Source organism: Sulfitobacter pontiacus (assembly GCF_040790665.1).
Classification (GTDB): Bacteria; Pseudomonadota; Alphaproteobacteria; order Rhodobacterales; family Rhodobacteraceae; genus Sulfitobacter; species Sulfitobacter pontiacus.
In genome coordinates, this window is sequence record NZ_CP160851.1 from 86,106 (window position 1) to 104,270 (window position 18,165).

Annotated in this window: 21 protein-coding genes; 6 read left to right on the forward strand and 15 right to left on the reverse strand. The window is 57.5% G+C overall.

Annotation, left to right across the window (positions count from 1 at the left end; translation table 11 throughout):
* Positions 1–45: 45 nt before the first annotated feature.
* From fliL to AB1495_RS16750, 4 genes are read left to right on the forward strand one after another with little or no spacing between them, the layout of a single operon-like run.
* A complete protein-coding gene (gene fliL, locus AB1495_RS16735; RefSeq protein WP_037966637.1) occupies positions 46–684 on the forward strand; it encodes a flagellar basal body-associated protein FliL in 639 nt (212 codons plus the stop codon).
* Between the two features lie 9 nt (positions 685–693).
* Positions 694–1,650, forward strand: a complete 957-nt coding sequence (locus AB1495_RS16740) for a flagellar motor switch protein FliM (protein WP_074636860.1) — start codon at positions 694–696, stop codon at positions 1,648–1,650.
* Positions 1,631–2,005 carry a hypothetical protein gene (locus tag AB1495_RS16745; protein WP_005849045.1) on the forward strand — a complete coding sequence of 125 codons (375 nt, stop codon included), beginning with the start codon at positions 1,631–1,633 and terminating at the stop codon, positions 2,003–2,005. The genes AB1495_RS16740 and AB1495_RS16745 overlap by 20 nt, the downstream gene beginning before the upstream one ends.
* A 3-nt stretch (positions 2,006–2,008) precedes the next feature.
* On the forward strand, positions 2,009–2,671 hold the full coding sequence (locus AB1495_RS16750; protein ID WP_005849044.1) for a MotE family protein: 663 nt from the start codon (positions 2,009–2,011) through the stop codon (positions 2,669–2,671).
* Here AB1495_RS16750 and AB1495_RS16755 read toward each other — a convergent pair.
* From AB1495_RS16755 to AB1495_RS16790, 8 genes are read right to left on the reverse strand one after another with little or no spacing between them, the layout of a single operon-like run.
* The gene (locus tag AB1495_RS16755; protein WP_005849043.1) at positions 2,668–3,795 is read right to left on the reverse strand and encodes a flagellar biosynthesis protein FlhB; all 1,128 of its coding nucleotides are present in this window, start codon (positions 3,793–3,795) and stop codon (positions 2,668–2,670) included. The two genes, AB1495_RS16750 and AB1495_RS16755, sit on opposite strands and share 4 nt — an antisense overlap.
* A gap of 2 nt (positions 3,796–3,797) precedes the next feature.
* Positions 3,798–4,553 (reverse strand): flagellar biosynthetic protein FliR, encoded by a 756-nt coding sequence (locus AB1495_RS16760; protein ID WP_005849041.1) that lies wholly within the window; start codon positions 4,551–4,553, stop codon positions 3,798–3,800.
* 6 nt (positions 4,554–4,559) lie between these two features.
* The gene (flhA, locus tag AB1495_RS16765) at positions 4,560–6,650 is read right to left on the reverse strand and encodes a flagellar biosynthesis protein FlhA (RefSeq protein ID WP_074636864.1); all 2,091 of its coding nucleotides are present in this window, start codon (positions 6,648–6,650) and stop codon (positions 4,560–4,562) included.
* 2 nt (positions 6,651–6,652) lie between these two features.
* A complete protein-coding gene (locus AB1495_RS16770; RefSeq protein WP_244268985.1) occupies positions 6,653–7,441 on the reverse strand; it encodes a lytic transglycosylase domain-containing protein in 789 nt (262 codons plus the stop codon).
* Between the two features lies 1 nt (position 7,442).
* Positions 7,443–7,712 (reverse strand): flagellar biosynthetic protein FliQ, encoded by a 270-nt coding sequence (locus AB1495_RS16775; RefSeq protein WP_005849035.1) that lies wholly within the window; start codon positions 7,710–7,712, stop codon positions 7,443–7,445.
* Positions 7,713–7,751: 39 nt separating this feature from the next.
* On the reverse strand, positions 7,752–8,069 hold the full coding sequence (locus AB1495_RS16780) for a flagellar hook-basal body complex protein FliE (RefSeq protein ID WP_005849033.1): 318 nt from the start codon (positions 8,067–8,069) through the stop codon (positions 7,752–7,754).
* 9 nt (positions 8,070–8,078) lie between these two features.
* Positions 8,079–8,489 (reverse strand): flagellar basal body rod protein FlgC, encoded by a 411-nt coding sequence (flgC, locus tag AB1495_RS16785; RefSeq protein ID WP_074636865.1) that lies wholly within the window; start codon positions 8,487–8,489, stop codon positions 8,079–8,081.
* A gap of 14 nt (positions 8,490–8,503) precedes the next feature.
* The gene (locus AB1495_RS16790; protein WP_005849029.1) at positions 8,504–8,857 is read right to left on the reverse strand and encodes a flagellar basal body protein; all 354 of its coding nucleotides are present in this window, start codon (positions 8,855–8,857) and stop codon (positions 8,504–8,506) included.
* A 62-nt stretch (positions 8,858–8,919) separates the two neighbouring features.
* Between AB1495_RS16790 and AB1495_RS16795 the strand changes: the two genes are divergently transcribed.
* Entirely contained in the window at positions 8,920–10,311 is a 1,392-nt protein-coding gene (locus AB1495_RS16795) for a FliI/YscN family ATPase (protein ID WP_074636867.1), read from the forward strand.
* Between the two features lie 99 nt (positions 10,312–10,410).
* On the opposite strand, the gene AB1495_RS16800 is transcribed toward AB1495_RS16795, so the two are convergent.
* The 4 genes from AB1495_RS16800 to AB1495_RS16815 form a co-directional block, all read right to left on the reverse strand.
* On the reverse strand, positions 10,411–11,256 hold the full coding sequence (locus tag AB1495_RS16800; protein WP_074636868.1) for a flagellin: 846 nt from the start codon (positions 11,254–11,256) through the stop codon (positions 10,411–10,413).
* A gap of 131 nt (positions 11,257–11,387) precedes the next feature.
* On the reverse strand, positions 11,388–11,879 hold the full coding sequence (locus tag AB1495_RS16805) for a hypothetical protein (protein ID WP_037966642.1): 492 nt from the start codon (positions 11,877–11,879) through the stop codon (positions 11,388–11,390).
* Complete coding sequence (locus tag AB1495_RS16810) at positions 11,876–12,178, reverse strand: hypothetical protein (protein WP_074636870.1); 303 nt, start codon at positions 12,176–12,178, stop codon at positions 11,876–11,878. The genes AB1495_RS16805 and AB1495_RS16810 overlap by 4 nt, the downstream gene beginning before the upstream one ends.
* The gene (locus tag AB1495_RS16815; RefSeq protein ID WP_009824349.1) at positions 12,178–13,335 is read right to left on the reverse strand and encodes a flagellar basal body P-ring protein FlgI; all 1,158 of its coding nucleotides are present in this window, start codon (positions 13,333–13,335) and stop codon (positions 12,178–12,180) included. The genes AB1495_RS16810 and AB1495_RS16815 overlap by 1 nt, the downstream gene beginning before the upstream one ends.
* A 174-nt stretch (positions 13,336–13,509) precedes the next feature.
* Between AB1495_RS16815 and AB1495_RS16820 the strand changes: the two genes are divergently transcribed.
* On the forward strand, positions 13,510–14,214 hold the full coding sequence (locus tag AB1495_RS16820; protein ID WP_074636872.1) for a response regulator transcription factor: 705 nt from the start codon (positions 13,510–13,512) through the stop codon (positions 14,212–14,214).
* On the opposite strand, the gene AB1495_RS16825 is transcribed toward AB1495_RS16820, so the two are convergent.
* Genes AB1495_RS16825 through AB1495_RS16835 form a run of 3 tightly spaced genes read right to left on the reverse strand, consistent with a single transcriptional unit; the run spans position 14,215 to position 18,051 of the window.
* Positions 14,215–15,294, reverse strand: coding sequence for a flagellin (locus tag AB1495_RS16825; RefSeq protein WP_074636874.1), 1,080 nt, complete (start codon positions 15,292–15,294; stop codon positions 14,215–14,217).
* Positions 15,295–15,304: 10 nt separating this feature from the next.
* Positions 15,305–16,723 (reverse strand): flagellar hook-associated protein FlgK, encoded by a 1,419-nt coding sequence (gene flgK, locus AB1495_RS16830; protein WP_074636876.1) that lies wholly within the window; start codon positions 16,721–16,723, stop codon positions 15,305–15,307.
* Between the two features lie 26 nt (positions 16,724–16,749).
* The gene (locus AB1495_RS16835) at positions 16,750–18,051 is read right to left on the reverse strand and encodes a flagellar hook protein FlgE (protein WP_005849017.1); all 1,302 of its coding nucleotides are present in this window, start codon (positions 18,049–18,051) and stop codon (positions 16,750–16,752) included.
* Positions 18,052–18,165: the final 114 nt, after the last annotated feature.

The following is an 18,165-nucleotide window of genomic DNA, read 5'->3' on the forward strand; positions in this document are numbered from 1 at the left end:
CCTTAAAAGGGGAATGTGGCATTAACACCAAGTTAAGGTTTCCACATGGCCGACAAAGCGAAAAAAAAGCCAGCTGCGGCAAAGCAGGCTGCCTCTGCTGACGCAGCGGACCGGCCCCGCGGGTCGCGTAAAATGCTGATCGCGGCCGCACTCATGTGCGTGGTATCCTTGGGCGGCGGCTTTTTCCTTGCCCGTGCGGCTTACGTCAAAGACGCGGAAGCCTTCGAGCCCGAGTATAAGAGCGAAGAAGCCGATCAGACGGACACCAAGGATGATCACGCCGACGCGGAAGATCATGGTAAAGACGATCACGCCAAGGACGAGGGTGATGCCGAAGACCACGCCGATGACACCAAGGCCGCAAGCACAGGGCTGATCGATCTGGGCGAGATGTTGACCAACATCCAAGGTTTCGATCAAAACGGCACCCCGACATCGGCGTTTCTTAAGGTGAACCTGATGGTCGCCTACCGGCCCGATGCGGGCGCGGACAAGCTGATGGTCGAACGCCAGCCCTTCATGCGCGATCTTTTCAACGGCTACCTGCGGGGGCTGACCGAAAACGACGTGCGCGGCATGGCGGGCATTCTTTATATCAAGGCCGAACTGCTGAAACGGGCGCGCGCCGCCGTGGGCAGCGATCTGCCGCAGGAAATCCTGATCAAAGACCTGATCGTGCAGTAGGAGGCGGCGATGAGCGAGAGCGACACAACAGCACGGCGACCCGACGAAGCAGGCAGCACCCTGATCGACGAAATCATCCGCATGTCGGATTTCACCTTTGATCGCCTGCCCATGCTCGACATCATTGGCGATCGCATGGTCGAAAACCTGTCGGTTGCCCTGCCCGACCTGATGCGCGCCATGTGTGAAGCCTCACTGGCCTCGCTTGACTATATCCCCATGGGCAAAGTGATCGAAGGGCTGCCCAAGCCCACGTTTCTGGCCGTTGGCACAGGTCACCCCTTTGTCGGTGAAATCCTTGTGGTGATGGATCAAGCGGTGCTGATGACCGCGGTTGAACTGATGCTGGGCGGGAATGCCAGGAACGTCGATCTCGACAACACCGATCCTTTTACCGCGATCGAGCTTGGCTTTGGCGAACGGCTCGCCTCTGCCGTCTTTGCCGAGCTTGAGCGGTCTTTGTCGGTTGTGGGGGCGGCGAACCTCGAACTCGATCGCATCGAAACCGAGGCCGAAGGTGCCGCGATTGCCAAAAACACAAGCCTTTGCGCACGTTTACGGCTGTCTCTGACCCTTGCGGGGAACACCGGCAACCTTGATCTGGTCATCCCCTATGACGCGCTTGAACAGATCTTGCCGGACCTGGGCAAAGTCTATTTCGGCGACCGGATGGTGTCGCAAGACCAGTGGCGCGGGTTGATCGGGGCGCAGATCGAACGCGCGAACGTCGATCTGGATGTTGTCCTGTCCGAAAACGTCTTTCCGCTACAAAAAATCATGTCATGGCGGCCCGGTGACACGATTGATTTCGGCATCGAGGAAGGCCGCGATGCTACTGTGACCTGCGCCGACACCCCGATGTTCAACGTGTCGTTGGGCAAACGTAACAACGGCTATGTGGCTGTGCAAATTACCGAAAAGCTGGAAATTCTGGAGGACCACGAAGATGATGGCAACGATAATTGACAGCCTGATTGTCGTATTGCTGATCGGCAGCATCGGCTATGGCTACGTGGTTTCGATGAAATTGCGCAAGTTGACGGCGACGCTGAAACAGCTTGAACCGCTGGTCGAACAATTCTCCTCTGCGGTCGATAAATCCGAACAGTCTGTGCACCACATGCGGGAAAGCATTGAAACCGCGCAACGTGCGCCGGCCCCCGTCGAAGCGCCTCCCCCGCCCGAAGAAACAGCCGCCTCTTTCGCCAGCCGCCGCGCGACCAAGCAAGCGCCGGCAGAACGCAATGGCGTGCGCGTGGTACGGGATAAAAAAGAGATGGTGCGCGCGTTTTTCGAAAATTCTTCTGCGGCAAAGGGCTGATAGATGTTTGGACCAGGTATGTTGAACGGGAAAATTATCCTTGGAGGGCTGGCCCTGACGCTCTGCGCCAAAGCCGCGCTATCCTTTCCTGAATTGCCCTTGTTCAAGGATAGTGCGCTGCCACAGCAGCCGATGGTCGTTCTTGCCGCTGAAACCAAAGAGGAAACGGGCCTGCAGCCGGTTCAGGATGCCCCGCCGCTGGTGGGCAACCTGCCCGAACTTTCAAACGGCTGCGAAGCGCCCGAAGACGTTTTGATCTCGCTCACGAAAGAGCGCGAATTGGTGCGGTTGCAGCAGGAAGAGCTGGAAAACCAACGTGCTGAATTTGCGCTGGCCCGCGAACGGCTTAACATCGAAAAAGCATCTCTGACCGAGCTCAAGACCTCTATCGAGGATCTGCTGGGTCGCGTTGATGCCGCGCAGACCGAAGACCTTGATCGTCTGATCCAGCTTTACACGAATATGAAGCCGACCGATGCGGCGCGTATCATGGATGATCTGGACATCGAGACGACGATTATGATCCTTGGTACCATGAAGCCAAGAACAGCCGCGCCTATCCTTGCAAAGATCCCGCCTGTACGGGCGCGCGCCGTCTCCAAAATCATTCTGGAACGTTCGCAGCTTCCGGCGGATCAAGATCTTACAGGTATCAAGCTTCGTTAATATGGATCGGTCCGCAGGGTAGACCCCTGCGGTGCCGCCCGCTTTTTATTGTTGCGCAGGTCAAAGACGAAGCTTATGATCTCGGCGACAATTTCCCAATGGGCGACGGGAATGACCTGATCGACGTCGATCTCGTCATACAGCATTCGCGTTAACGGTTTATTCTCGATCATCGGAATATCGTGCTCCGCAGCCACTTCGCGGATGCGCCGCGCCAGATGATCCGCACCTTTGGCGATACAGACCGGGGCCATATCCTGCGCCGGGTCGTATTTCAGCGCGATTGAATAATGGGTCGGGTTGGTCAGAATGACATCCGCCAAAGGCACAGCAGTGATTGTACGCTGTTGTGACAGCTCGCGCCGGCGACGCGCCCGTTTCTGCCGGATTTCGGGGGAGCCTTCGGATTCCTTATGTTCGTCCTTGATGTCTTTCTGGCTCATCCTTTGCTTGCGCCGCCAATCAAAACGACGCCACAGAATATCGGCAATCGCGATTGGTACAAGCAGAATTGCAGCCGCAATCAACAGCTTAACAGCAGCGGCGGTCAGATAGCCGGGCAGATGCTCGGGGATAAAGCCCGACGAGGTCCAGATGCGCCGCACCGCTTCATTCGTGAACCACACGGCAAGCCCACCGATTGCCAAGACTTTGACGATACTTTTCGCGAATTCGACCAGTGCATTGGCCGAAAAAAGACGCTTCAACCCCTCCAGCGGTGACAATTTGGAAAGCTTTGGTTTGATACGCTCTGCCGCGACGACGGTTTCACCCTGAATCACAGCGCCAATCGCGCCGCCCAAAAACAAAACGCCAAAGATAGGAAGGACTGCCCACACGATCATATAAAAAAATTCGCTCATGATCTGCCCCAGCCGGATCACCCCCGGCTCTCCCGTGGCGACCATTAGATTTGGGGAATGGTCCAGCAGAACCGACAGCGCGACGACGATTTGCGGGGCCTGATAGGGCAAGACCAAGGCGGCGATCCCCAACATTGCCACGACAACGACCATGTTTCCCGTCTCCTTTGAAGACGGGACATCCCCTTTCTTGCGCGCGTCCTTAAGCTTCTTTTCAGTCGGCTCTAGGGTCTTTTCCGTGCTGTCGCTATTCTCGGCCATGATTAGATCCTAAAGCCCATGATCCACTCCTGGAATCGCACTAGGAAGTAATCAAGCATGGCCGGCAGGGCGATAGCAAGGATCAGCAGCCCTGCCCCGATCAACAGCGATGCCGCCACGAAAAACACGGGCAGTTGTGGCATCATCCGGTTTGCCAGCCCCATGCCAAGGTTCAAGATCACACCCATCACAAAGAAGGGGGCCGCAATTGCCGTCCCGATGTAAAGGCTCGCACTCGCGACACGGAGTATTTGATCAGCAAGATCGGCAAGCACGAACTGTCCGGGCGGGAACACCTGATAACTGGCAAGCAATGCGCGGATGATCAGATGATGGGTGTCTGTGACAAAGATCATCGTCACCGCGCTCATCAGCAGCAAGGTCGCCACCATCGTCGCGCCTTCAAACGACCCGAACGACGGGCCAAAAGCGTTTGCCAAACCAGACACCTGCCCGACCTGGAACCCCGCAAACTGCAATGCTGACAATAGGATACGCGCGCAAAGACCAATCCACAGCCCGATCAGCACCTCGGCTCCCAGCAGGAACACCGCGGTCACCGCGCTATCAGGCAGCGCGCTTGCAATGGGCGTCAGCGGAAGCAGGGAAAGACTGATCAGCACCGCCAAGGACAGCCGCGGGCGCACCGGAATCTGGACCTCCCCAAACCCGGGCATAAACATCAGCGCCGTGCCAATGCGGGCAAACACCACGAAAAAAGAGAAAAATAGCGTCGAGATGAAGGGTTCGATTGCCACGATCGGTTAACCGACGGTGCCAACAGTACGTAACGACGCTTTGCGGTGGACTTCGTTGTGCGAAATCACTTGGGTCATGGGGCTCACCCGTTCGAGGATCGACCGGACGTAGGGCCGCGCTTGCGGGCTGACCAAAATGGCCGGCCATTCATCTGCGCTCGAAAACTTCTGGATTTCCTTGCGTACTGCAAGAACAAATTCCTGCACCCGCGACGGCGACATCAGGAAGGTTTCTTCCCCGTTCGCTTTAGAGATCGAACTCGCAAGCTCGCGCTCCCAATCTCCACCCAGATTGATAACGGGTACATATCCTTGAGAATCCTTCAAGGATTGGCAAATTTGTTTAGCCAGTTTGCTACGGGCGTGCTCGATCACTGTGCGGATATTCTTGGATGTGGCGCTTGCCTCCGCAACCGCTTCAATGATCATCGACAGATTTCGGATCGACACCCGCTCTGCTAGCAACGCCTGCAAAACGTGCTGCAACATAACAGCCGAGCTGCTGGCAGAGCCGCTTGAAAGCAGTTTCTGATATTCCTTGCCCTGCCCCTCGATCAATTCCTGCGTCGCGGCATAGGTCAGGATCTCGGGCATATGCTCTTTGATCACCTCGGTCAGATGCGTGGTGATCACGCTTTCCGGATCAACGACAGTCATCCCCATGAGCTCGGCTTCGGATGCGCGCGTTTCGTCAACCCAGATCGCTTCCAACCCGAAGGTCGGTTCGCGCGTGCGTTTGCCGGGAAGGTTAATTTCTTGCCCCGACGGGTTAATCACCATCATCATCATCGGGTCCACTTCCCCACGGGCGGACTCCACCCCTTGCAGGGAAATGGCGTAGGTATAGGCGGGAAGCTCCGAATCGTCCTTGATCCGAACCAACGGCAAGACAAACCCGAAGTCCTTTATAAACAACGACCTCAGGCTTTTAACCTTACCCGGCAGCGCCGCATTGACCGAGGTAATCATCGGCACGAGACCAGAGCCGAGATCCAGCCGGACATCATCAACGCGCAGCATATCCGACAGTTTGTCTTCAGCACTCTCAACAGGCGCCGCGTCGCGCGCGGCGGCGAGTTTCTCGGCCTTGTCGCGCTCTACAAAGGACTTCTGCATGATATAGCCAAAGCCCGCCATCCCGGTAGAGAGCGCGAGAAAGATCATCAACGGAAAGCCGGGCAGCCAACCGATACAGAATGTCAGTCCCGCCGCGACATACAAAGCCTTGGGGAAATTGCTGAGCTGCCCCAAGACGGCTTCGTTCGCCGCACCCAGTGTTCCGCCTTTGGTCACCAGCAAACCAGCGGCAAGAGAAACGACCAACGCCGGAATTTGCGTGACCAAACCGTCACCGATCGTTAGCACTGTATAGCGGCTCATCGCGTCGCCCACGCTCAGTCCGTGGCTGATCATACCGATCATAATGCCGCCAAAAACGTTGATCAGCGTGATGATCAACCCTGCAACAGCATCCCCGCGGACGAACTTGGACGCACCGTCCATCGCCCCGAAGAACGAGCTTTCTTCCTCGACCGTTTTACGCCGTAGTTTCGCCTCCTCCTCCGTAATGGCACCGGCGCCGAGGTCAGCATCGATCGCCATTTGTTTACCCGGCATCGCATCCAGCGAGAATCGCGCCGCAACCTCCGCGATTCGAGTAGAGCCCTTAGTGATGACGATAAAGTTAATGATCACCAGAATTGTGAAAACAATAATGCCGATGATGAAGTCGCCGCCCAGAATGAACTGCGAAAATCCTTCGATGACATTCCCCGCAGCGCCCGGCCCATTATGACCTTCACTCAAAATTAATCTGGTGGAGGATACGTTCAGCGCCAGACGCAGCATCGTGACGACCAGCAAAAGCGTCGGAAAGGAGTTAAATTCCAAGGGGGTACCGATCCACAGGGCCACCATGAGAATCAGAACGGACAATGCGAGGGAAATCGCCAAACCCAGATCCAGAAAGAAGGGAGGCAACGGAATAAACAACATCGCCAGGATGAGAACCATCCCCACGGCGAACCCGATGTCGCGATTGGCACCGCTAAGCTTGGCAAAGCTGAAGGGCTGCGGATTTGTGTCTGGTGTCGCCACGCTCAGTTGACCTCTGCGTAATGGGGCAGGATGGGGGCCAACGCCTGCGTAGAATAGATTGACAGCGCGCCGCCCGCTTTGCCGGAGTTTGCACCGCTCAGATCGGCGCTCCAGTTGAAATCGGGCATCTCGCGGGTGACCGCAACCTGCTGCGGGGTGCTATTGCCCGGGCTAACATCGCTTGCAAAGCGGGTCAGGAACGCTTGGGCGATGCGCTGGTTCTGCTGCAACTTCTGCAGATAAACAGCTTTGTAGCTGGGGTTAGACGAATGGTACCGGCCAGCGGCCTGCCACCAATCGCCTGTCTCGTGATATAGTGCGGTCAGGAAACGTGCGGCATAATCGACGTTATCCGCTGGCGTCGTCGCCTCTTGTAGCGAGGAGAACTGGTCGCCATGCCACCGTTGGTTAATCTGCATGCATCCCACATCTGTGGACCGGATGCCGCGGCCCTCTGTCTCGCGCACATGCGCTTCTAATGCGAGCTTGCTGCCAAAGAACGTGCCGGTGCCGTTTGTGTTTGCGGTCCACGGCCATACCACCAGCTTGTTGTTCACCTGACGGCCAGCTTCCTGAATCCCGATCGCCAACAATAGGTTACCGGGAATGTTATAGCGCTGTTCAGCCGAAAGGATTTCGTCCACGCAGACGCGCATCGGGTTTGAGGTGGCGTTTTGCCGACCCAACTTCACGGCAGGAGCAGATGACGTGTAAAACCCCATCCAACCGCCTTTGTCCGCCAAGGCAGAGACGGGCAGCAAGAGAACCATGAACAAGGCGGTGAGCCGCACCCTAGAGCCCCCCGTTGGAGACAAGATCGAACACCCGGTCCGAGAGCCCGACAAGTGTCGAAAAAATAAATGGAATGCTGATGGCGAGCGTCACAAAAATCGCCGCGATCTTGGGCACGAACGTTAGCGTCATTTCCTGAATCTGTGTCAAAGCCTGGAAAAACGCGATGGCAAGCCCGACGCCAAGCGCCACAACAAGCACAGGTGCCGACCCGATCAATGTCACGGTTAACGTCTGCCGGATGATTTCGTAGATAGTGACAGAATCCACAGCGGACCTCCGAAAAACATGGCGCGTGTTAACCTGACGTTAAACCGGCATACGCATAACTTCTTGGTACGCTTCCACCAGTTTGTCACGCAGCGCGACCGAAACCTGAACTGTCTGCTCCATCGCCATGGTGGCCTGAACAACCTCTTGCAGGCTGGCTTGCCCTGTCAGCCCCTTGATCGCCATCTGGTCGCCTTCGCGCACCGAATCCACCGCCTGCGACGCGGCATCGCCGACCATCTGGGCAAAATCTTTTGGGGCGGGGCCAGCGGGTTTTGCACCCCGCGTTTCGCCTTGCACCGTCTTTGCATAGGCGGCTTCAACGTAGGAAGAACGGATGGCGGAAAAATCTGTCATTCTGGCACCTTACTTCAACAGCTCGACCAACTGACGGCGCATGTCACGCGCCTTGTCCAGCATCGAAAGGTTTGCTTCATAGCTGCGCGCGGCTTCACGCATATTGCTCATTTCGATCAGCGGGTTCACGTTCGGCATCTTGATATAGCCGTTCTGATCCGCCGCGGGGTGCGATGGTTCATACCGCAGTGTGAAATCGGCATCATCCCGCAGCACGCCTGCAGATTGCACAATCGCTGCCCCCGTTGACGGATCCGTGGCGCTTTCAAAAGAAATCGTCTTGCGCTGGTACGGGTCGCCCCCCGCCGTTTGCGCGGTCGAACTGGCATTAGCAAGGTTTTCAGAGACGATGCGCAACCGGTCACCCTGCGCCCGCATCCCGCTGGCTGCTGTTGCCGAAATTCTGGAAAGGGAATCCATCGCGCGTCTCTCCGTTATTTCCGGCCAGCGACAGCGTAGACCATCTCGTGCGCTTTGCGGTACAGGCTCGCGGCCATTTGGAACTGGCCCGAGGCGCTGTTCGCCTCGACCAACTGCTCTTCCAGGTTCACGTTATTCCCGGTTGCCGTAGCGCCACCCAGAACCCGCGCCTCAACCACCTCTGCCTCCTGCAAACGTTGCGACCGACCTGCGTCTTCCAAATAGCTGGCAAAGCTTTGCACATCCTGCGCACGGTATCCCGCGACGTCAGAATTCGCGATATTCTCGGACACGACATTCTGCCGCGTGGCAAGCCACTGCAAACGCTTGGGTGCAAGACTGAACAAGGATGTGGGATCTGTATTCATACTAGACTCATTATTTATCCTTGTTATATAGCAAGGATAGAATATTTTCGAAAGAGTATATTTTGATTTCTGCCTTCGCAAACCTGCAAAAGTCCATCTATTCATGCGCCAGCGCAAAGATCTCGGGCACCGTCAGGTCCATCACTGGCATGACCCTCACCGTCAGCGGGCTAGAGGCGATGGCAGCGATCGGCAGCCAATGCCGGGTGCACACCCCCGCAGGACACATAGATGGCGAAGTCGTCAGCGCACAGGGCAGTGATCTTTGCGTTCTGCCGTTCGGCACATGGGAGGGCGTGTCCGTCGGGAATACCGTCGAATTGATCGAGCATGACGATATGGTGTCCCCCGACGACAGCTGGATCGGCACGGTGGTTGATGCGCTTGGCCGCCCGCTCACGCGATACACCCGCGCGCGCCGCCCGCGCCGCAAAACCCGCTTTCGCGCCAATCCACCCGGTGCATTCGACCGCAAGAAAGTGGGCGAGAAGCTGGAAACACAGATCAAATGCATTGATATCTTCACGCCGATTTGCCGCGGCCAGAGGATGGGTGTTTTCGCGGGTTCCGGTGTCGGTAAATCGACCATGATGGCCATGCTGGCCCGCAATACGGATGCCGATGTGATTGTCATCGGGCTGATTGGCGAACGCGGCCGCGAGGTGCAACAGTTCATCCAAGAGGATCTGGGCGAGGAAGGCATGGCGCGCGCCGTTGTCGTCGTCTCTACCGGGGACGAGGCACCGCTGCTGCGCAAACAGGCCGCATTAACCACGACCGCGATTGCCGAATACTTCAAATCGACAGGAAAGCAGGTGCTGCTGCTGCTGGATAGCGTCACCCGTTTTGCGATGGCGCAGCGTGAAATCGGCCTCGCCCGTGGCGAGCCGCCAACCCTACGGGGCTATCCGCCGTCGGTGTTCAGCGAACTGCCCCATTTGTTGGAACGTGCGGGCCCCGGTATGGCGGCAGAAGGTGATATTACCGGTCTTTATACGGTGCTGGTGGACGGGGACGATATGAACGAACCCATCGCGGATGCGGTGCGCGGGATCGTGGACGGGCATCTGGTGCTCGACCGGCGCATCGCCGAACAGGGGCGTTTCCCCGCGATCGATCTGCAAAAATCGCTGTCAAGGATGCTGCCGGGCTGCCACTCTCCCGAAGAATACGAGATCACCAAAGTCGCGCGCAAGGCCTTGGGCCGCTACGCCGATATGGAAGATCTGATCCGATTGGGAGCGTATAAAGCGGGGTCCGACCCGGAAACGGACCAAGCCATCACATTTTTCCGCGCGGCCAGCCCATTTCTGTCACAAAGCCGCGGCGACAAGACCCCAGCCGCCGAAGGCTTTGCCGACACCTACCGGATGATCCTTGAATCCGGCATCGATGACCCGCTGCGCAGCTTTTTCGAGGAACGCGCCCGTGCCGAGGCTGGTCAGGCGCAATAAAAAACCGGCGGGACGTCTGTCCAAGCCGGTGTTTTGTGTCGTCAGGGCCCCTCCCCACCAGTGGCGGAGAGGGGTTTTTCATATAACGCCTGAACCGAATTAACGGAACAAGCTCAGGATGTTCTGAGGCGCCTGGTTTGCAATCGACAAGGACTGCGTCGCCAGCTGCTGCTGAACCTGATAGGCCTGCAAACGCGCCGCTTCTTCTTCCATATCCGCATCAACCATCGAGCTCACACCGGAATCCAGCGTGTCTGTCAGGCTGTCGATGAACTCCATCTGACCTTCCAAAGCGTTTTCGGTGATGCCGAGAGACGTAGCTGCAGTAATGGAGTTCGCAAGCTCACCTTCGGCTGTAGCAAGATCAGCTGCAAGATCAGTTGAGGTTTCGACGTTGATAGCTTCCATCGCTGTCTTGATCGCACCAAGATCAACACCATCGAAAGTATAGGTTGTAGTGCCAAAGCCGCTTGAGTCTCGCTTTACACCGTTCACCAAAGTAACTGCATTAGGTGTAGCCGAGGTGGCCATTCTGGTACCATCGACCAGATTGTCCCCATTGAAGGTTGCTTGCTCAATCGCGGTGCCCATGTTTTCAACAAGCGCATCGATTTCGAGCTGAACATCCGCGCGGTTAACACCATCGGTTTGAGCGAAAGCAACACGCTCGACGATCTGCTGTGCGATGTCGGAAACTGTTTCGGCACCCAGACGGGCTGTCGCGACGGAGTTCTTGGTCGCGGTCATGCCTTCGTTGATGGCTTTGAACATGCCGCTGTCGCCTTTCATCGTCTCGGAGACGGCGAAATAGGCAGCGTTGTCTTTGCCAGACGCCACTTTCAGGCCTGTGGAAACACGGCTTTGGGTATCGTTGAGCCCGCGGTTCACGTCTTTCAACGTGGCCAGAGCGTTCATTGCGGAGCTATTGGTGAGAATGGACGACATTTAATGTTCTCCTTGCTTCTCGTATTGATCCAGTCTTCTGACTGAGGTCAGCCGTAAAGGCTAACCTGAACTACATAGCAGTTCAGGTTAAAGCAGGGTTAACAAATTGGGTAAAATCGGCGGAACGCGCTTTAGAATTTCTGATCGACGTGCATGTTCTTATCCGCAACGCCGCTCACACGCTGGCCCATCTTGCCATAATTTCCGTCTAGCGCATTGCGATTGCTGATCTTTTTGACTTCGCGCAGAATGGTGCGGGCGGCGACGGCCATGCGCGACAAAATTGCGCTATCCTCTTCAATCGCACCCTTTAACTGCTTGAGGTGTGCCTTCACCTCCAGCTCAACCATAATCGGGTGATCCATAAAGGGTTCGACCAGCGGGGTTTGCAGCTCCAGCCACTTCAAAGCACGGGATTTTTCTTCGAAGATCGCACTGACGACATCCAGATTGCCGGCTTTGATCGCCTCGACCTCGCGGTTCAGCACGTCGATGGTGTCGTGGATTTTCGCCACATAAGCGTGGATGTTTTCCTCGTCCTGCGGGGTCAGCACCAGCTGGTCAGGGGCCTCGCCCTCTGGCGCGGTGCCGCGTTGACCGAAACGGAAGGTGCGCGGGGTCATTCGCCCTGCTCCGCAACTTTGGCTTTGCCCCGCCCGTAGGCGTCCAGCATTTGCGACACGCTACCGGAAAAACCCAAGCCGCCCTGCTCTACCAACTGGCCGGCGACGGCTTCGGACATGAAGGACCGCCACATATCCGCCTGCTGTTCCCCGCCGAAAGCAGAGGCACCGGCGGTTTTCATCATCTCGTCGACGAACTGGGTTAAGAACACCTTTTCGAATTCTTTACCTGTCTGCGCCGCGCGGTCGGGTTTGGCGATATCGAATACTGGCAGGGACGAGGGGATTGAACCGGTCATCAGATAATCTCCAGATCGGCGTGAAGCGCCCCTGCGGCCTTGATGGCCTGCAAAATCGCAATCGTTTGCCGCGCGCCGACGCCGATGGCGTTCAGCCCGTCGACAAGCTCTTGCAGGCTCACGTCACCGTTCAGAATGGTAAAGCTACCGTCAGTTTCTTCGATATCAATCTCGGTCTCCGGCACGATCACGGTCGTCCCCCCGATAGAGATAGGTTCCTCGCTGATCACGGCCGTATTTCCGCCAAGGCTGATCGGACCGGGCTGGCTGACGCCGAAATTCTCGCGCACCCGCACGGTCAGGCCACCCTGGCTGATCGCGACCTGAGCGATCCGCACGTCCGAGCCCATGACGATGGTGCCCGATTTCTCGTCAATCACGACCCGCGCCACGGCGTCCGGCGTGACCAGCAGGTTTTCCACCGCCATGATCGTCTCGGGCGCGTTGCGTTTGTCACCGACCCAGACCTCGATCGTGCCGGAATCCAGCACCTCGACCTGACTGGAGCCAAGGTGTTTCGCAATGGCTTCGCGCACGCGATCCGCCGTGGTAAAATCGGGGTTGTTCAGCGCAATCCGGATACTGTCGAGCTGAAAGAGGCTGAATTCGATCTCGCGTTCGACGATGGCCCCGTTTTCGATCCGCGCGATGGTCGGCACGCCATCCACAACGCTCGCGGCATTGCCATCCACCCGGTAGCCCGAGGCCGCAACCGCGCCCTGCCCCACGGCATAGACCTCACCATCCGCGCCCGTCAGCGGGGTGATCAACAAGGTGCCGCCCCGCAAACTCGTCGCATCACCTAGCGAGGAGACCGTGATATCGATGGGAGAGCCACGCCGCGCAAACGGGGGGAGCTTGGCCGTCACCATCACGGCGGCGGTGTTCTTGGTTTTCAGCGCCTCGCCATCAAGGTTCGCAACGCCAAGCCGTTCAAGCATCCCACGAATGGATTCACGGGTGAAAGGGCTGGAATTCAGCTTATCCCCCGTCCCCAAAAGCCCAACAACGAGGCCATATCCGATCAGATGATTTTCCCGCACACCTTCAAAATGCGCAATATCCTTGATCCGGACCTCGGCCCAGGACGGCATCGCGGGCACAACCAACAGTGCTGCGGCGGCAAGGGCCTGCAGACAGCGCAGCAGGCGGGTCATGGGGCGTCGCTGGCCGTGCGCCATTGCGAAATCTCCGGTACAAGAACAGTTCAACTATCCTTGGCATAATCACGTAATAACCGGATTTATACAAGTTAAATCATCTATTAATTGTTGCTACCGCAGAATATACTTGCTACCGATAGGAATAGTCAGGGTTTAGGGCACACAAACATGCGCATGTATATTTTCGAACAGCGGAAAGAACGATGCGCCGGCCTTACGGCAGAGCTGCGCAGCGCAGGTATCGAGCTTCAGTTCGTCACCGCCGAGTTTTTCACGACGGGCCTTGGCCCATTGCTGCAACCGGGCCATCAGACCAATGCGGTTCTGATCGGTGAATGCGACGATACGCGCGACTATATCCGCGCGATGCGTACCGCGGGCTGCGTTAACCCCGTCATCGTGCTCAAGGATTTCCGCAACGCCAAGGATACGTCGGACCTGCTGAACCTTGGCGCGGATGATGTGATCGTCAGCCCGATCCGTGGGGCCGAAGTGCTGTCGCGGACCAATTCGATCATCCGGCGTCACTATGGCCATGCCTCTGAAAGCGTGATCGTCGGAGAGCTGACCGCCTATTTCGACGGGCGCGATCCGATTGTATCGGGCAGCCGCATCAAACTGTCGAAACGCGAATATTCGGTGTTCCAGCATCTTGCGCTGAACTCGAACAAAGTCATCTCTAAAGACGCGATTTATGACGCAATCTACGGCAGCAGCATCGATCAGCCCTTCGATAAGGTCATCGACGTCTACATCTGCAAACTGCGCAAAAAGCTCGCTTCCGCGTCGAAATCAGGCTGGCAGTATATCGAGACCGTGCATGGCCGCGGCTACAAGCTCAGCTCGCCCGAGATGACGTCGAAAGCCGGCTGATCAGCGCAGGTAATTCAGGATCGACAGGCTCGAAAGCCGCGAGGAAACCTGATAGCTCGCCTGCAACTGTGTCTCGAGGCTATTCATGCGCGTGATCGCCTCGTAGGGATCAACACTTTCGTAGTTCGAGATTTGCGTCCGCTGCACCAGCGAAAGGTCGGTCAGCTGCGTTTGGGTCTTCTCGACGATCTGCTGATTGAACCCGATCCGCGCCGAAATATCCAACATACCCTCTTGCGACGCCGACAGGCTGTCGACCACCTCTGACATCCAGGTGCTATAGGCCGCTTCGTCCATCTGGCTCACGTCGGTCACGGCCAGCATCGCCAACCCTTTGTAGGCATCGCGGAAAGACTGGTCATTGGCGCGCACACCGTAGACGACCTCTTGTCCGGTATTCACCCAGGCGCTGATCTGCTTTGTCTCGGCCCCACTGGCATCACGCTCGGGCGAGCCTTGATAGAAGGTGCCCTGAAAATTCCGGCTGGCGTCGGCGTCTTGCGAGTTGAACACGGCCTCTAGCTGATCCGCGATGGCTTTGGCGCTGGCTGGGTCGGTTGGACCGGCGCCAAAGATTTCTTCGACCACCGACTGCGGTGAACGGCCTGTGTCGGCACTGGTTTCAGGCCAGCGGGTCAGCGAGGTCTTGTTGGATTCCAGCCCCGAAAACAGGTTCTCGCCATTATACGACGTGTTCATCGTCGACACGAGGCTTTCCAGCGCGGCGCGGGCCTGCATCTGCAACACCTCGGCCCCGTTGCCATTGCGTGTGGCGTTGACCAGCGCGCTTTCCAGCACCGATTGTACTTGCGTGCGCGCGGCGTCGACGGACGCAAGCATCGCATCCAGCTTGCTCGCCAGCACGTCGTTCGATGTCATGAAGGTCTGCGTATTCGCCTCGCGCCCGTGCAGCTTCATCACCGAGGCCGCGCGCGGGCCCAGATCGGCATAGATGTCGGCCTTTTTTCCGGTAGAGACTTCTTCGCTCACCCGTTGCAATTCCAGCGTCGTGCGCTGCACGTTCTGACGGTTGAAAAGGTTAAACTGGAACGACGAAAAACTGCTGATACCTAGAACCATTGTCCCTGCCTCATACCGCTGCGATCAACGTGTCGATCATCTCTGACACTGCTGTAAGCACTCTGGAGTTTGCCGCATAGCTTTGTTCGATCAACAGCAGTTGCTGCATCTCGTCATCAATATTCACACCCTCGGAATTGCGCCGTGCCGACATCACGACCTCTGCCGCAGAAGCCGCGGCGTTAAAGTCATTCTCTGCCCGTGCGCGCGTGGCCGCTTGGCTGGTGATCATCTCTGCCGAAAAATCGCGCAAAGTGACCTCGGCGGGAATACCCGTGCCCGTCGCCGCATTCATCGCCGTGTCGAGCCCTGCCAGAAAGGCGTTGATCTGCACCGTTTCAGACCCTGCACCGGGGGACGTGGCCCCCAGGCCATCGCGGATACGCCAAACTTCGGCATCGCCAGTAGAGGAGATATTGCTGTTTATTTGCAAACGGCTCGCCAGACCGGTGATATTTACCGGATCAAACGCGATCCCATTATCTGTGAACAGCCCCGCCTCGCCCGGTGCAAGGCTGGCATCGGCCTCTTCAAAGGTCTGGATCAGCCCCCGCGCGTATTCGTCCAACTGTTGACTAAACTGCGGAATAGTCTCTCTCTTCAGCTCGGAAAGCCCCGCAAGACTGCCGTGCTGAATACCACGCACACCGTCTTTGAACGGGGTGATATCCTGATTGCCCGCCATCAATGTGCCGTCGCTGGGGTTAAAGGTTACATCCTGTACGACGCGCCCCTCCAGCAATGCGGCCCCGCTGACCGTATAAAGGCTGATCGATCCGTTCGAAGACCGATGTATCCGCGTGTCAACGATCCCGGATATCTGGTCAAGGATCGTGTCGACCTTTTCATCAAACTGCGCGGCCTCCAGCGAACCGGGGGTAAAGCCGCTGCCCGAGGCATTCAGATCGCGCAACTGGTATAGGGCCGTGTTCAGGTCCGCGACTTCATAGCGGATTTCCATATTCACGTCGTTCAACGTCGTCGATAGCGTTGTCGCCGCCCCTTTGACCGACCGCACCAGATCCTCTGCCGCCAGCGCAACCGATGTCTGCGCCCCGTTCGACGACGGCATATTGACCAGCGTTGTCAGGCTGTTCTGGAAATCGTTAAACCGGTCTGCGGGCGATGTGCCGTCACCGGGTTGTCCCAGATAGGCGGTATAGGTGGTCAGCCCTTCCTGAATAGACTGATACTGCGTCATCCGACTGTTTTCGAGCCGCGACATCCGTTGCAGCGTCGCATCGACCTCGCGGCGGACCTCGCTGATGACGGCACCGCCCTGCCCGCCGCTGGCCGTGACCAACACCGCCTCGCGCCGGACATAACCGGGGGTCATCGCATTCGACACGTTATCCGCCGCGATCCGCGACTGACCCTGTGTCGTATGCAAACCGGCTGTGGCCGAATTCAGCGCGCCCGAAAGGCTCATGTCATGCTCCGGTCAGACCGTCTGGCTTATCGTTTCAGACGGGTGGTTTCATCCATCATATCGTCGACGGTGGTGATCACTTTGGCATTGGTCGAAAACGCCCGCTGCGCCTTGATCAGGTCGGTCATCTCTTGCGCAATGTCCACGTTAGACCCTTCAAGCGCCCCGGCGTTGATCGACCCCACGGTCGAGGAATTGGCCTGCAACGCAGAGAACGACCCTGTTTCACCCGACAAGCGATAGGCGTTGCCCTTCACTTCGACCAGCCCGTTGGGGTTGGCGACGACAGCGACGGGAATGTCATAAAGCGCGCGGCGCATGCCATTATCGAAAACGCCGAACAATGTGCCGTCTTCGGTAATCTCGGTGCGCACCAGCTCGCCCGCGCTGGACCCGTCCCGATCAAACGCGAGGCTGAAATCCCCCGCGAACTGGCTAATCCCGTCAAATGCGCCGGGCTTGCCAAGGGTGATGTCGATCTCTTGCGGGACAACCCCGTTATCAAGGGTGATCGTCGCCACGCCTGTCGCAGGGTCCACGGTAAACGCGGCCGGTGCCGTCGCGGTGGAATTGATGTTGCTATAGCTCAGCGGAGAGCCCGCCGCAGGTCCGGCGTTATTGAACTCGATCGTGACACTGCCCAGCCCATTGCCATTCTGATCCGCAATTGCCAGATCCCATGTGTTCGCCGTGGTGCCAGGTGCCCAGGAAAAGCTCACGCGCTGGCTTTCACCCAAGGCGGTGAACACCTCGGACGAAGTGACAAAAGGTGCGCCGGGATCGGCTTGGCCAGTGTCCTGCGATGGCAGGTTGCCAAAGGCAGTGATGGTCGACGTCACGCCGGCAGAGATGTTCAGATTGCCGATGTTAACCGTTTCCATATCCTTGAAGGACGTCCGGTCGACCGACCCGATGTCCCCTTCCAGGCCGTAGGGGTAGCCCGCAAGATAATACCCCGCCGCGTTCTTCAGGTTGCCCTGCTCATCCGGCAAGAACGATCCCGCGCGGGTCAGCATGTAGTTGGTCTGCACTGTCTCGTTCGGGTTCATCGACACCGCGAAGAAACCGTTCCCGCCAATCGCCAGATCGGTAGAGGAGTTGGTCGAGATCAGGCCGCCTGCTGTCGCGATGTCCAGCTCTTCAACGGCGTTGACCGACAGGACCCCGTCGCCATTCCCGCCCGAGGCTGTGGTCGTGACCATATGCGCGAACCCGCGGCGGTACCCCACCGTGTTCGAGTTTGCGATGTTCTCGGAGATGCTGCCAACCGCCTTGGAGTTGGCGCGCAGCCCGCTGACACCCGTCTGAAGCGCACTTGAAATGCTCATTTTCCTACCTCGTTGTCGTTCTTGGTATTCTTGCCTAACAGGACAAATAATCGAATTGGTTTAAAGAAGGTTAAATTTTCGCGATTTATTTTTGTCTAACCTTGGTTTAGCTGA